We start from the raw sequence: 13,683 nt of genomic DNA on the forward strand, positions 1-13,683 counted from the left end.
TTCGCGCGCGACGGCCTCGGAAGGACCCCTCAGGGCCGCCGCCCGTCCAGCGTCAGATTCAGCGCCAGGACGTTGACGCGCGGCTCGCCGAGGAAGCCGAACCACCGGCCCCGGGCATGCTGATCGATGAGCGCCAGCACCTCGGCTTCGCTCAGGCCGCGCGCCCGGGCCACCCGAGCGGCCTGGTAGCGGGCGCCGGCCAGGCTGATCTCCGGATCGAGCCCGCTCGCCGAAGCCGTGACCAGATCGACCGGGATCGGCAGGGTGTTGCCGGGGTCCGCCGCCCGGAGCGCCGCGATGCGCGCCTCGACGGCCTGCAGCAGCACCGGATTCGACGGCCCCAGGTTCGATCCTCCGGAGGCCTGGGCGTTGTTCGGCGTCGGCGCGGTGGCCGACGGACGGCCCCAGATGTAGCGGGCCGCACCGAACGGCTGGCCGATCAGCGACGAGCCGATGGGCCGGCCGTCCCGGAACAGCAGGCTGCCGGCCGCCTGCGCCGGGAACAGCACCTGGCCGAGCCCGGTGACGAGCAGCGGATAGGCGACACCGGTCAGCAACGTCAACGAAAGGAACAGCACCAGCGAGGCGCGCAGCAGGGTTTTCATGTCGAGATCTCCGTGTCAGACCCAGTGCGCCGCCGCACCGAGCAGCAGGTCGATCGCCTTGATGCCGGCGAAAGGCACCACCAGCCCGCCCAGGCCGTAGACCAGCACGTTGCGACGCAGCAGCGCGGCCGCGCCGATGGCGCGATAGGCCACGCCCTTCAGCGCGAGCGGGATCAGGAACACGATCACCACGGCGTTGAAGATCACCGCCGACAGGATGGCCGACGACGGGCTGGCGAGATGCATCACGTCGAGCGACTGCAACTGCGGGTAGGTGCTGGCGAAGGCCGCCGGGATGATGGCGAAGTACTTCGCCACGTCGTTGGCGATCGAGAAGGTGGTCAGCGAGCCGCGCGTCATCAGCAGTTGCTTGCCGGTCTCGACGATCTCCAGCAGCTTGGTCGGGTTGGAGTCGAGGTCGACCATGTTGCCGGCCTCCTTCGCGGCCTGCGTGCCGGTGTTCATGGCCACCGCCACGTCGGCCTGGGCCAGCGCCGGCGCGTCGTTGGTGCCGTCACCGGTCATCGCGACCAGCCGCCCCTCGGCCTGGTAGTCGCGGATCAGCTTCAGCTTGGCCTCGGGCGTGGCCTCGGCCAGGAAGTCGTCGACGCCGGCTTCGGCCGCGATCGCCGCCGCGGTGAGCCGGTTGTCGCCGGTGATCATCACGGTGCGGATGCCCATGCGGCGCAGCTCGGCGAAGCGCTCCTTGATGCCGCCCTTGACGACATCCTTCAGTTCCACGACGCCGAGCACGCGCGCGCCCTGCCCGTCAGACTGCGCCACCAGCAGCGGCGTGCTGCCCCGGCGCGCCACCTCGTCGGCGATGCGCTGCGCCTCGGCCGGGAAGTGGCCGTGCTGCGCCTCGACCCACTGGCGGATCGCCTCGCCCGATCCCTTGCGCAGTTGCCGCGCCGCGCCGTCGACGGTGCAGTCGACGCCGCTCATCCGCGTCTGCGCACTGAACGGCACGAAGCTCGCGCCCAGCGCCGCGAGTTCGCGCTCGCGCAGGCGGAACTTCTGCTTGGCCAGCACCACGATGCTGCGCCCCTCGGGCGTCTCGTCGGCGAGCGACGCGAGCTGCGCCGCACCGGCCAGCACCGGCTCGCTCACGCCTGGCGCCGCGAGGAAGGCCGAGGCCTGCCGGTTGCCGAGCGTGATGGTGCCGGTCTTGTCCATCAGCAGCACGTCGACGTCGCCGGCTGCCTCGACCGCGCGCCCCGAGGTGGCGATCACATTGGCCTGCATCATGCGGCTCATGCCGGCGACGCCGATGGCCGACAGCAGTGCGCCGATGGTCGTCGGGATCAGGCACACCAGCAGCGCGACCAGCGCGGTGAGGGTCACTGCCGTGCCCTGTTTCGCCGTCTCCACGGCGAAGATCGACATCGGCAGCAGCGTCACCACGACCACCAGGAACACGAGGGTCAGCGTGATCAGCAGGATGTTCAGCGCGATCTCGTTCGGTGTCTTCTGGCGTTTCGCGCCCTCCACCATGGAGATCATGCGGTCGAGAAACGCCTCGCCCGGGTTCACCGAGATGCGCACCACCAGCCAGTCGGACAGCACGCGCGTGCCGCCGGTCACCGATGCGAAATCGCCACCGGACTCGCGGATCACCGGCGCGGATTCGCCGGTGATCGCGCTTTCGTCGACCGAGGCCGCGCCCTCGATCACCTCGCCGTCGAGCGGGATGGTGTCGCCGGCCTCCACCAGCACCACGGCACCCCGGCGCAGTTCATCGGCCGGCATCGGGTGCCACGACGACCCATGGCGCGGCTGCTCGAGCTTCTTCGCGATCCCCTTGCGCTTCATGCCACGCAGCGAGGCGGCCTGGGCCTTGCTGCGGCCCTCGGCCAGCGCCTCGGCGAAGTTGGCGAACAGCACCGTGAACCACAGCCCCGTGGCCACCGCCAGGATGAAGGCCGGCGGTGCCTCGCCGGCACCGAGCAGCGCCTGGACGCCGAGCCCGGTGGTCAGCAGGCTACCGACATAGACCACCAGCATCACCGGGTTGCGCCATTGCAGGCGCGGATCGAGCTTGCGGAATGCCGCGCCGATGGCCGGCCGCAGAAGCACGGGGTCGAGGAGCGCGAGGGAGGTCCTGTCGTTGTTCATGGGGTTCTCCGCCGGCTCAGCGTGCCGCGGCCTGCATCAGGTGCTCGACCACCGGGCCCAGCGCCAGCGCCGGCACATAGTTCAGCAACCCGACCAGCAGCACCGCGCCGATCAGCAGCACGACGAACAGCGGCCCGTGGGTGGGCAGCGTGCCGGCCGTGACCGGCAGGCGCTTCTTGGCCGCCAGGCTGCCGGCGATCGCCAGCACCGGCACGATCACGCCGAAGCGACCGAACCACATGGCCACCGCGAGCAGCAGGTTGTAGAACGGCGTGTTGGCAGACAGACCGGCGAAGGCGCTGCCGTTGTTGTTGGCCGCCGAGCTGAGCGCGTAGAGGATCTCGGTGTAGCCGTGCGGCCCCGGGTTGCCCATCCCCGCCGGGCCGGTGGGGGCGGTGAGCGCGACGGCCGTGCCCAGCAGCGCCAGCAGCGGCGTGACGAGGATGACGACGGCCGTCATCTTCATCTCGTAGGGCTCGATCTTCTTGCCCAGGTACTCCGGCGTGCGGCCGATCATCAACCCGGCGATGAAGACGGCCAGGATCGCGAACACCAGCATGCCGTACAGGCCGGAGCCGACGCCGCCGAACACCACCTCGCCGAGCTGGATCAGCAGCAGCGGCACCGCGCCGCCGAGCGGCATGAACGAGTCGTGCATCGCGTTCACCGCGCCACAGGAGGCCGCGGTAGTGATGGCTGCGAACAGCGCCGAGGCCGCGATGCCGAAGCGCGCCTCCTTGCCCTCCATGTTGCCGCCCGCCTGCAGCGCGCTCGCCACCGGGTCGACGCCCAGCGCGGCCAGCTGCGGATGGCCCCGCTGTTCCAGGCTCGTGACGGTGACGACCGCCAGCACGAACATCACCGTCATCGCCGCCAGCAGCGCGCCGCCCTGGCGCACGTCGCCCACCAGGCGACCGAAGGCGAACACGAGGCCTGCCGGGATCAGGAAGATCGCCAGCATCTGCGCGAAGTTCGACAGCGGCGTGGGGTTCTCGTAGGGGTGCGCCGAGTTGGCGTTGAAGAAGCCGCCGCCGTTGGTGCCGATCATCTTGATCGCCTCCTGCGACGCCACCGGGCCCATCGCCAGCGTCTGCGGGGTGCTCGCCGCGCCCTCCAGGGTCGACACGTCCTGGTAGGGCTGGACGTTCTGGATCACGCCCTGGCTCACCAGGAAGACCGCGAACACCAGCGACAGTGGCAGCAGCACGTAGACGGTGATGCGCGTCACGTCGACCCAGAAGTTGCCGATGGCCGACGACGAACGCGCCGCAAAGCCGCGGATCAGCGCGAAGGCCACCGCGATGCCGGTCGCGGCCGACAGGAAGTTCTGCACCCCGAGCGCGAGCATCTGCGTCAGGTAGCTCATCGTCGTTTCGCCGGCATAGCCCTGCCAGTTGGTATTACTGACGAAGCTGACCGCGGTATTGAGTGACGAGTCGGCGCCGACGCCGGGCAGTCCCTGGGGGTTCAGCGGCAGCCCGCCCTGCAGCCGCTGCAGCGCATAGACCGCCAGCGCGCCCAGCGCATTGAAGGCGAGCAGCGCGAGCGCATAGGCCTTCCAGCCCATGCCGACTGCGGCGTCGATGCCGGCCGCGCGGTAGAGCGCCGTCTCGACACGGCAGAACGGCGCGAGCCCCTGCGGAAGGTGCCCTTCTGCCACGGCCGCGAGCCAGCGACCCAGCGGCCAGGCCAGCAACATCAGCAGCGCGAGGAAGACCGCGAGCTGGATCCAGGCCTGCGAGTTCATCAGTAGTCCTCGGCCTTCAGCAGGGCGTGCAGCAGGTAGACCAGCAGGCCGGCGGCGACCGCGCCGCCGAGCAGGTAGAGGCCGCTCACGACCAGTCTCCAAGCGAATCGCAGACCCGCACCAGCCCCGCGATCGCCACGACGAACAGGGCCAGCAGCCCCAGCATCACGACGTCCATGTGCACCTCCGGGCAACGATGATTTCCATGCACGAGATGCTAGGAATCGCCGCCTCAGGACGGCGTACAAAGCTGCGCCGGGCGCATCAAGAAAGCGTAAAGACGGGAGGCGCAGGCTTCAGAACAGCGTCTGCTGCGCCGGATCGCCGGACGGCGGGCGGAAGCGGCTCGTGTCGAGCACCACGCGCTCGCGCACCAGGCCCTGTCGTGCCTCGGCCTTGCGCACGCGCTGGCGGATCAGGTCGGCCCACGGCCCGTCGCCCTTCATGCGGGTGGCGAAGTCGGCGTCGTAGTCCTTGCCGCCGCGCATCTCCCGCACCCGCGCCATCACGCGCGCCGCGCGCTCCGGCACGTGCTGCTCCAGCCACTGGCGAAACAGCGGCGCCACCTCCCAGGGCAGGCGCAGCACGGTGTAATGGATGGACTTCGCCCCGGCCCGCGCGGCGGCCTCGACGAGGCGTTCGATCTCGGGCTCGTTGACGAAGGGGATGATGGGCGCCACGTTCACGCCCACCGGGACGCCGGCCTCGGCCAGTCGCTGCACCGCCTGCAGACGGCGCTGCGGCGAAGCGGCCCGCGGCTCGAGCCGGCGCGACAGGCCGGCATCGAGCGTGGTGACGCTGATGAACACCATCGCCTGCCCGCGGCGTGCGGCCGGCGCGATGAGGTCGAGGTCGCGTTCGACGCCGGCCGACTTGGTGACGATGCTGAATGGGTGCTCGCAGGCGGTCAGCACCTCCAGCACCGCGCGGGTGAGGCGCAACCGCCGCTCGATGGGCTGGTAGGCGTCGGTGACCGAGCCGATGTTGATGGCGCTGGGCTGGTAGCCCGTCCGACCCAGCTCGGCGCGCAGTCGCTCGGCGGCATTGACCTTGGCGACCAGCCGGGTCTCGAAGTCCAGGCCGGGCGACAGGTTCAGGTAGCTGTGGGTCGGCCGCGCATAGCAGTAGCTGCAACCGTGCTCGCAGCCGCGGTAGGGGTTGATCGACAAACTGAAGGGAATGTCCGGCGAGTCGTTCGCGCTGAGCAGGGTCTTGACGCGCTCCTCGCTGACCTGGGTCACCGGCGGTGGCCGTTCGCCGTCATCGTCGGCGGCCGGTGATTCCCATCCATCGTCGACGGTCTCCCGCTCGTCGCGCTCATAGCGGTGAGCGATGCGCACGGCGATGCCGCGGCCCTTGATGGGGTCGGCCGGTGGCGCGGGTCGGATCGTGGCCATGAGGGCCACAGAATACTGTATTTTTGTACAGTATTTCAGGAGCTCAAGCCAGCGCGCGCGCCTTCGCCCCGCTGGGCAGATCGAGCATCGTCGCAGTCCGTGCCTCGAACTCCGCGACCGGGAGGGCCGGCGCGAACAGGAAGCCCTGGATCTCGTCGCAGCCGGCGCGCTGCAGGAAATCGCGCTGCGCCATGGTCTCCACGCCCTCAGCGATCACGCGCAGCCGCAGTGCGCGCGCCACCTGGATCACCGCCTGCGCGATGCCGGCATCGCTCTCGTCGCCCGGCAGGCCCTTGATGAAGCTGCGATCGATCTTGAGCTTCCTGATCGGGAAGCGCTTCAGGTAGCCGAGACTCGAGTAGCCGGTGCCAAAGTCGTCGATCGCGAGCTGCACGCCGAGCCGGTCGAGCGCGCGCAGGCGCTGCAGGGCCTCGTCGGCATCGCGGATCAGGATCGACTCGGTCAGTTCGAGCTCGAGCCAGGTCGCCGGCAGTTTGGCCTCGGCGAGCGCCGTCGCCACGCGATCGACGAAGTCGGCCTGCTGGAACTGCAGCGCCGACACGTTCACCGACACCACCATCGAGCGGCCCTGCGCACGCCACAGCGCGGCCTGCCGCACCGCCTCGCGCAGCACCCATTCGCCCAGCGCGACGATGAAGCCGCTCTCCTCTGCCACCGGGATGAACTCGCCCGGCGACACGTCGCCGAGGCCCGGGTCGCGCCAGCGCAGCAGCGCCTCGGCACCCACCACCGCGTTCGAGGCGATGTCGATCTGCGGCTGGTAGTGCAACCGGAAGTCGCCGCGCTCCAGCGCCAGGCGCATGGAGTGGTCCAGCTTCATGCGCGCCAGCAGGTCGACGTTCATCTGAGGCTGGTAGAAGCGGAAGCCGGCACGGCCTCGCTCCTTCACGCGGTACATCGCGGCGTCGGCGTTCTTGATCAGATCGTCCATCGACTCGCCGTCGTTCGGGTACATCGCGATGCCGATGCTCGCGGTGACGCTGAAGCTCATGCCCTCCAGCGTGAAGGGTTGCCCCAGCACCTCGAGCACGCGCCGAGCAATGGCCTCGGCGCCGCGCGCGTCGGTCTGGTTCAGCAGCATCACGAACTCGTCGCCACCCAGCCGCGCCACGGTGTCGATCTGACGCAGGCAGGTCTTCAGCCGTTCGGCCACCTCGACGAGCACGCGGTCGCCGAACACGTGACCGAGCGAGTCGTTGATCTGCTTGAAGCGGTCCAGGTCGAGGAACAGCAGCGCGAACGGCGTCTGGTGGCGGTGCGACATCGCCAGCGCGAAGTCCAGGCGCTCGGCCAGCATCACGCGGTTGGGCAGGCCCGTCAGCGCATCGGTGAAGGCCAGCTCCTCGATGCGCTTCTGCGCCGCCACGGTTTCGGTCAGGTCCTTGAAGAAGCCGACGTGGCGCACGCCGGTCTCGCCCGGATCCGTGCCTTCCGCGGCCAGTCGCACCAGCGACACCTGCCCCGGCAGCGTGCTGCCGTCGGCACGGCGATGCCACAGCTCGCCCTCCCATACGCCGCGGTGCGCAAGCTGCTCGCGCACCAGCTCGAACCAGGCGGTGTCGGCGTCGTCGGCGCCGGGCGGGTGCAGCAGGGCCTCGGTACGCAGGCCGACCAGTTGCTCGCGGCCAAGGCCGGTGATGCGCTCGCAGCTGGCATTGACGGCGGCGATGCGGTGCTCGCCGTCGGTCACGAAGATCGCGTCGAGGCTGGACTCGAACACCTGCGCGGCAAGTTGCAGGCGCGCGGCGCTGGCCAGTTGCTCGGTGATGTCACGGAACGAGCAGACCCGGCCGATCGGCTGGCCGCGGCCGTACTGCGGCAGCACCACGCGTTCGAGCACGCGTCCGGAGCGCAGGCGCAGCACGTCGCTGGCCCGCAGCAGCGGATCACGGTCCAGTTCGCCCATACGCTCGACGAAACGCTGCTCGTCGACGACATGGCCGCGCATCCATTCGAGGATCTGGCTGTCGTCGCGTTGTGTCAGCAGCTCGACCGGCATGTCCCACAGCTGCGCGAACAGCTGGTTGCAGCCGCGGATCGCGCCGTGCAGGTCGGTGACGAGGATGCCCTCGGCGGTCGACTCGAGCGTGGCGCGCAGCTCGGCCACCAGCTTCTCGAGCTCGTCCTCGGCCTGGCGCTGGGCGCTCTGGTCGCGCAGGCCGAGCACGAAGATCGCCTGACCGGGACGCATCCAGATGCGGTTGACGCGCCGCTCGACGGGGATCATGCGGCCGTCGGCATGGCGCACGAAGCTGTCCGAGTGGATCTGCGGGCCCTCGGCGGTGCCGACACCGGCCGCCATGTCCTCCCAGAAACACTCGTCCTCGGGCGTGGCCGACAGCTCGATCACCGGCCGACCGACCAGCGCCGACACCGGCTGGCCGAACAGGGCGGCCGCGGCCTCGTTGGCCGCGACGACGTGCAGCGTCAACGGCTCGACCAGGCAGACGGCCTCGAGCAGGCTGCCGATCAGCGGCTCCCACACGGGCGGGGGCGTCGTCATGCGCTGCCCCGGCCGTCGAGCGCGCCGGTCTCGCGGGCGCGTTCGAAGAAGTAGCAGACGCGCGGTCGCGGCGACAGGTAGTCGAGCGTGGCGCGCGGCAGATGTTGCGGTTTCAGGCTGCGGCGGATGCCGAGCGTCGGCGTGGTCTCGAGGTTCAGCGGCACCGCCTCGTTGCGCGGCTGCTTGGGCTCGTGCACCAGCACGCAGGGCTTGAGCGGCCGGGCCGAGTTGACGGAGACGACCATGCCGTAACGGTCGTCGGTCAGCTGCACCACGGAGCCTGGCGGGTACACGCCCATCATCTTGACGAAGGCGCCGAACACCGCGCTGTCGAACTTGGCCTTCATCTGTCCGTACATCAGCGCCAGTGCCTCGTGCGGCGTGAGCGCCTGCGCCGGCGTGGCCGGGTTGCACAGGTTGTCGTAGCGATTCACCAGCGCGACGATCTTGGCCGCGGCGCTCATCCGATCGGCGCCGAGCTTGAGCGGAAAGCCGGTGCCATCGGCGTATTCGTGGTGCTGCGCGAGCACCAGCAGCGCGCCGGGCGACAGCGCCATCTTGCGGCCTAGCGTCACGCCGTGCGAGACATGCTCCTGGTAGAACTGCCGCTCGTGGCTGGACACACTGGGCGACAGCGGGTCGAGCCATCGCACGCGATCGGGCAGCTCGGTCTTGCCGATGTCGTGCAGCATCGCACCGGTGCCCAGGTCGAACATCTCAGCCTTGCCGAGTTCCATCTGCTTGCCCAGCAGCAGCGAGATCACGGTGACGTTGATCGCGTGCATCGAGCCGCGGTCGCCCGCGCCCTCGTTGAGCAGGCGGATCGCCATTTCCTGGGCGCCGAGCACCTTGTCGAGGAAGCCGTTGACCTGCGCCTCGGTCTGTTCGCGCGCGGCCTGCGGCTGGCTGCTCGCCAGTTCGAAACTGCGCCTCAGCACGCGCCCTGCTTCGCTGTAGTGGCGTTCGGCCTGGGCCGCACACGCCTGCTCGGCCAGCAGGGCCTCGCGGCGCAATCGGCGCTCAGCGGCTTCGGGCGTTTCCACCGGAACGACAGGCGCCGCGTCGGCGTCGGCAGCCGCAGCCGCCGGCGCCTCGACGCCAGCGACCTCGGCGCTCAGCACGCCCTCGCCCACCAGGCTCTGCAGCGTCGTGCTGTCGCTGCGCTGCGGCGAGATGCGCACGCGGTCCAGGCCCAGCCCGCGCAGCGTCTCGAGCTGCTGCTCGGTCGAGATGCGGAAGTTGTTGAGCGGGAACGGGTGCTCCATCCACCCCAAGTCGAGGTGAACGTGGAGTCCGATCCGCAGCTTCCGAACGTCGATGGTGGGGCTGTCGTGCATGAGGTTCTGGCCGGGGAATAGCCCTGGCGTGCCCCTTTTTCGGCACTTGCCGGCCTTCCTTGAGCGTCACAAACCCGGCCCCGCTAAAGTCCCGGGCTCGAACTCCTGCCGAGCCCCGATGTCACTCACCGTCTGGTTGACCTTTTTCCTGGCCGCCTGGGCCATCAGCATCTCGCCGGGAGCCGGCGCGGTGGCGGCCATGAGCGCCGGCGCGCGCTACGGCTTCGTGCGCGGCTACTGCATGACTTTCGGGCTGGTTCTGGGCATCCTGACCCAGGTGCTCGCGGTCGGCCTGGGCCTGGGCGCGCTGATCGCCACCTCGGCGACGGCTTTCGCAGTCATCAAGTGGCTGGGGGTCGCCTACCTGCTGTGGTTGGGAGTGCAGCAGTGGCGCGCCCCGGCGGTGCCGCTGGTGCAGGCGACTGCCGAGGCGGCCGTTCCGCGCATCGGCACGCTGGTGTTGCGCGGCTGGATGGTGAACGCCGTGAACCCGAAGGGCACCGTGTTCCTGCTGGCCGTCGTGCCGCAGTTCCTGGACCTGGCCGCGCCGCTGGCACCGCAGTACCTGGTGATCGCCGCGACGCTGGGCTTCACCGACCTGGTCGTGATGGCGGTCTACACCGCGCTGGCCGCCCGCGTGCTGCGGGCCCTGCAGGCGCCGCGGCAGATCCGCTGGATCAACCGCGTGTTCGGCAGCCTGTTCGTCGCGGCCGGCGCGCTGCTGGCGAGCTTCCGGCGCGGCGCCTGAGGCGCGCGGCGCCCGCGCGCCCCCTCACTTCCCGAGCAACTCCCGGATGGCCTGCAGGGCCGTGGGATCCTCGATGGTGGTCAGGTCGCCCGGGTCGCGGCCCTCGGCCACCGCCTGCAGCGCACGGCGCAGCAGCTTGCCCGAGCGGGTCTTGGGCAGCAGCGTCACGAAGTGCACCCGCGCCGGCCTCGCCACCGCCCCGAGCTGCTGGTCCACCGTCTTCATGATGTCGCCTTCGAGCTTCAGCCGCGCCTGCGGCTCCTCCAGCCCCCGCGCGTCCTTGGGCACCACGAAGGCCACCGCCACCTGACCCTTGAGCGGGTCGGCCACCCCGACCACCGCCACTTCGGCCACGTTGGCGTGGCTGGAGACGCTTTCCTCGATCTCTCGGGTGCCCAGCCGGTGCCCGGCGACGTTGATGACGTCGTCGGTGCGCCCGAGGATGTAGTAGTAGCCGTCTTCGTCCCGGATGCCCCAGTCGAAGCTGCTGTAGACGCTCTGGCCGGGCACGCTTTTCCAGTAGGTGTTGACGAAGCGGTCGTCGTCGCGCCAGACGGTCTGCATGAAGCCGGGCGGCAGCGGGCCTTCGACCACGAGCACGCCTTTCTGGTGGGCGCCGTGCAGTTCTTCGCCGCTGGCGTCGTCGACGAGCTTGACCTTGTAGCCGTAGGTGGGGATGCCGGGGCTGCCGAACTTGCTGGGCTGGCGCTGCACGCCGTTGGCGATGCTGAGGATGGGCCAGCCGGATTCGGTCTGCCAGTAGTTGTCGACGATGGGCACGCCCAGGGCGTCGGCGATCCACTGGGCGGTGGGTTCGTCGAGCGGCTCTCCGGCCAGGAACAGGGCGCGCAGGCTGCTGAGGTCGTGTTTCTTGAGGGCCGCGGGGTCTTGTTTCTTGAGCACGCGCACGGCGGTGGGGGCGCTGAACATGGCGGTGACTTTGTATTTCTCGACCAGACTCCACCAGATGGCGGCGTCGGGGCGGATGGGCAGGCCTTCGTACATGATGGTGGCCATGCCGGCGAGGAGCGGGCCGTAGACGATGTAGCTGTGGCCGACGACCCAGCCGATGTCGCTGGTGGAGAAGTAGGTTTCGCCGGCGTTGCCGAGGTAGATGTGTTTCATGCTGGCGGCCAGCGCGACGGCGTAGCCGCCGGTGTCGCGCTGTACGCCCTTGGGGGTGCCGGTGGTGCCGCTGGTGTAGAGGGTGTAGCTGGGGTGGGTGGCGTCGACCCAGGTGCAGGGGACGCGGCTGTCGAGGTGGCGCGCCCTGAGGGTGGCGTAGTCGATGTCGCGGCCTTCGACGGGTTGGCTGGGGGCGAGGCCGCGGTCGACCATGAGGACGTGCCGGGGTTTGTTCTTGGCCAGGCGGATGGCTTCGTCGAGGAGGGGTTTGTAGGGGACGACTTTGCCGGCGCGGCTGCCGGCGTCGGCGCTGACGATGAGTTTGGGCTGGGCGTCGTCGATGCGGCTGGCGAGGCTGACGCTGGCGAAGCCGCCGAAGACGACGGAGTGGATGGCGCCGATGCGCACGCAGGCGAGCATGGCGAAGGCGGCCTCGGGGATCATGGGCATGTAGATGAGGACGCGGTCGCCCTGGCCGACGCCGAGTTCGACGAGGCCGGCGGCCATGCGTTCGACTTCGCGCTGGAGTTCGGCGTAGCTGTAGGTGCGTTCCTGACCGACTTCGGTGGAGACCCAGATGAGGGCGTTGTCGTCGGGGCGCCGGGCGGCGTGGCGGTCGACGGCGTTGTGGCAGAGGTTGGTCTGGCCGCCGACGAACCAGCGGGTGAAGGGCGGCCGGCTGTCGTCGAGCACTTCGTCGAACGGGCGGTGCCAGTCGATCAGCTCGGCCTGCTCGGCCCAGAAACCCTTCGGGTCTTCGATCGAGCGGCGGTAGAAGGTGGCGTAGTCGGTCATGCGCTTGTCTCCAGTGTTCTGTCTGTCTTCTTGTCGGGCGCTCAGGCGGCCGGGGTCTTCAGCAGCGCGAGCACGTCCTTGAACCGCGGATGGCGGCACGAATGCAGCCACTCGAATACGACCATCTCGGTGCTGACCACCCCCGCACCCGCCTCGCGCAGCCTCTGCATCGCGAGCGCGTGGTCCGAGACCTTACGCGATCCGCAGGCCGGCGCAACCACCCACACACGATGCCCGGCGCGCAGCAACCCCAACGCCGTCTGCAGCAGGCACACATGCGCCTCGCAGCCGGCCAGCACCACATCGCCCGTCGCGCCACCATCCGTCCGGATCAATTCCGACAGGCCATCGGCGCAGGCGTCGAAGTGCATTTTCGACAGGCTACTTTCGCAGAACTGACGCAGGCTCTCGACACTCGGTCCCAGCCCGGTCGGGTTCTGCTCGGTGCCGAGGGTGCGGATGCCCAGCAGTTGGGCGGCCCGAGCCAGCAGCGTCGCCTGCGCAAGCACCTCGTCGGCGTGGGCGATGGCCGGCATCAGCCGCTGCTGAAAGTCGACCAGCACCAGCGTGCTGCCGGGTGCGGACATCGCGTTCGTCATCATCGTGCGGCTCCTTGCGTCCGGCCCAGGGCTCGCTCGACCAGCGCGTCGAGGTAGCGATCGAACAGGCCCTGCGACTCCTGGTGGAACATGCGGATGCGGCCGGTGTGGCTCAACAGCAGCAGGCCCACGGTGTGCGCGAACAGCGCGGTGACCTCGGCCAGGGCGTCGCGCTCACCCAGGCCCAGTTGCGCCAGCGCGCGCTGCGCCGGTGCCAGCGCCGCGCGCAGGCGGGCATTGAGCTGCTCGTTGAGCTGCGGTGTCAGGCCGCGCGGTTGCAGGCCCTGGAACAGATAGAAGCCCAGATCCAGGTCGCGCGGGTTCTCGCGGTAGAAGCCGAAGAAGGCATTGGCGGCGCTGCGCAGGGTCGCCGCCTCGGCCGGCTCGCCCCGCCGCGCCGCGCCCGGCCGGGCCGCGGCCACGGCCTGGTTCAGGCGCTCCAGCGATTCGCCGAGCAGCGCGCCGTACATCTCCTCCTTGCTCGCGAAGTAGCTGTAGATCGCGCCCGGCGTGTAGCCGGCGCGGCGGGCGATCTCGCGCACGCTCGCGCGCTCGAGCCCGAGCTCGAAGAAGGCGGCCCGTGCGGCATCGAGCACCAGCGCGCGGCGTGCATCGGCCACGGCGCGCTGGCGCATCCCGCGCTCGGCGCTGGGCAGGGTGGTTGATTTCGGCATCGCTCGAATATACAGTT

At 69.8% G+C, this 13,683-nt stretch carries 11 protein-coding genes; 1 reads left to right on the forward strand and 10 read right to left on the reverse strand.

Annotated elements, in window-relative coordinates; genetic code table 11:
• Positions 1-29: 29 nt before the first annotated feature.
• The 7 genes from kdpC to MPE_RS12665 all read right to left on the reverse strand — a co-directional run bounded on the left by kdpC (position 30) and on the right by MPE_RS12665 (position 9,725).
• On the reverse strand, positions 30-605 hold the full coding sequence (gene kdpC, locus MPE_RS12635; protein WP_011830093.1) for a potassium-transporting ATPase subunit KdpC: 576 nt from the start codon (positions 603-605) through the stop codon (positions 30-32).
• Between the two features lie 15 nt (positions 606-620).
• Complete coding sequence (kdpB, locus tag MPE_RS12640) at positions 621-2,720, reverse strand: potassium-transporting ATPase subunit KdpB (RefSeq protein WP_011830094.1); 2,100 nt, start codon at positions 2,718-2,720, stop codon at positions 621-623.
• Between the two features lie 16 nt (positions 2,721-2,736).
• On the reverse strand, positions 2,737-4,467 hold the full coding sequence (gene kdpA / locus MPE_RS12645; protein ID WP_011830095.1) for a potassium-transporting ATPase subunit KdpA: 1,731 nt from the start codon (positions 4,465-4,467) through the stop codon (positions 2,737-2,739).
• On the reverse strand, positions 4,467-4,556 hold the full coding sequence (gene kdpF / locus MPE_RS12650; protein ID WP_011830096.1) for a K(+)-transporting ATPase subunit F: 90 nt from the start codon (positions 4,554-4,556) through the stop codon (positions 4,467-4,469). Before kdpF ends, kdpA begins: the two co-directional genes overlap by 1 nt.
• Before the next feature lie 207 nt (positions 4,557-4,763).
• Complete coding sequence (locus MPE_RS12655; RefSeq protein WP_011830097.1) at positions 4,764-5,864, reverse strand: PA0069 family radical SAM protein; 1,101 nt, start codon at positions 5,862-5,864, stop codon at positions 4,764-4,766.
• 43 nt (positions 5,865-5,907) lie between these two features.
• Positions 5,908-8,388 carry an EAL domain-containing protein gene (locus MPE_RS12660; RefSeq protein WP_011830098.1) on the reverse strand — a complete coding sequence of 827 codons (2,481 nt, stop codon included), beginning with the start codon at positions 8,386-8,388 and terminating at the stop codon, positions 5,908-5,910.
• Positions 8,385-9,725 carry an HD-GYP domain-containing protein gene (locus MPE_RS12665; RefSeq protein WP_011830099.1) on the reverse strand — a complete coding sequence of 447 codons (1,341 nt, stop codon included), beginning with the start codon at positions 9,723-9,725 and terminating at the stop codon, positions 8,385-8,387. Before MPE_RS12665 ends, MPE_RS12660 begins: the two co-directional genes overlap by 4 nt.
• Positions 9,726-9,843: 118 nt before the next feature.
• Between MPE_RS12665 and MPE_RS12670 the strand changes: the two genes are divergently transcribed.
• The gene (locus tag MPE_RS12670; RefSeq protein ID WP_011830100.1) at positions 9,844-10,473 is read left to right on the forward strand and encodes a LysE family transporter; all 630 of its coding nucleotides are present in this window, start codon (positions 9,844-9,846) and stop codon (positions 10,471-10,473) included.
• Positions 10,474-10,497: 24 nt separating this feature from the next.
• Here the strand turns inward: MPE_RS12670 and MPE_RS12675 are convergent, their stop codons facing one another.
• From MPE_RS12675 to MPE_RS12685, 3 genes are read right to left on the reverse strand one after another with little or no spacing between them, the layout of a single operon-like run.
• Positions 10,498-12,438 carry a propionate--CoA ligase gene (locus tag MPE_RS12675; RefSeq protein ID WP_259372584.1) on the reverse strand — a complete coding sequence of 647 codons (1,941 nt, stop codon included), beginning with the start codon at positions 12,436-12,438 and terminating at the stop codon, positions 10,498-10,500.
• Entirely contained in the window at positions 12,435-12,995 is a 561-nt protein-coding gene (locus tag MPE_RS12680) for an isochorismatase family protein (protein ID WP_011830102.1), read from the reverse strand. The genes MPE_RS12675 and MPE_RS12680 overlap by 4 nt, the downstream gene beginning before the upstream one ends.
• Entirely contained in the window at positions 12,992-13,666 is a 675-nt protein-coding gene (locus MPE_RS12685) for a TetR/AcrR family transcriptional regulator (RefSeq protein ID WP_049820812.1), read from the reverse strand. Before MPE_RS12685 ends, MPE_RS12680 begins: the two co-directional genes overlap by 4 nt.
• Positions 13,667-13,683 lie beyond the last annotated feature (17 nt).

Origin of the sequence: Methylibium petroleiphilum PM1, assembly GCF_000015725.1 — a bacterium.
GTDB lineage: Bacteria > Pseudomonadota > Gammaproteobacteria > Burkholderiales > Burkholderiaceae_C > Methylibium > Methylibium petroleiphilum.

Bases quoted from the DNA above. Each gene is read 5' to 3' on its own strand.
- kdpA (WP_011830095.1), bottom strand. From the start codon at position 4,467: ATGAACTCGCAGGCCTGGATCCAGCTCGCGGTCTTCCTCGCGCTGCTG.
- MPE_RS12665 (WP_011830099.1), bottom strand. From the start codon at position 9,725: ATGCACGACAGCCCCACCATCGACGTTCGGAAGCTGCGGATCGGACTC.
- MPE_RS12680 (WP_011830102.1), bottom strand. From the start codon at position 12,995: ATGATGACGAACGCGATGTCCGCACCCGGCAGCACGCTGGTGCTGGTC.
- MPE_RS12685 (WP_049820812.1), bottom strand. From the start codon at position 13,666: ATGCCGAAATCAACCACCCTGCCCAGCGCCGAGCGCGGGATGCGCCAG.
- kdpC (WP_011830093.1), bottom strand. From the start codon at position 605: ATGAAAACCCTGCTGCGCGCCTCGCTGGTGCTGTTCCTTTCGTTGACG.
- MPE_RS12655 (WP_011830097.1), bottom strand. From the start codon at position 5,864: ATGGCCACGATCCGACCCGCGCCACCGGCCGACCCCATCAAGGGCCGC.
- MPE_RS12660 (WP_011830098.1), bottom strand. From the start codon at position 8,388: ATGACGACGCCCCCGCCCGTGTGGGAGCCGCTGATCGGCAGCCTGCTC.
- kdpB (WP_011830094.1), bottom strand. From the start codon at position 2,720: ATGAACAACGACAGGACCTCCCTCGCGCTCCTCGACCCCGTGCTTCTG.
- MPE_RS12670 (WP_011830100.1), top strand. From the start codon at position 9,844: ATGTCACTCACCGTCTGGTTGACCTTTTTCCTGGCCGCCTGGGCCATC.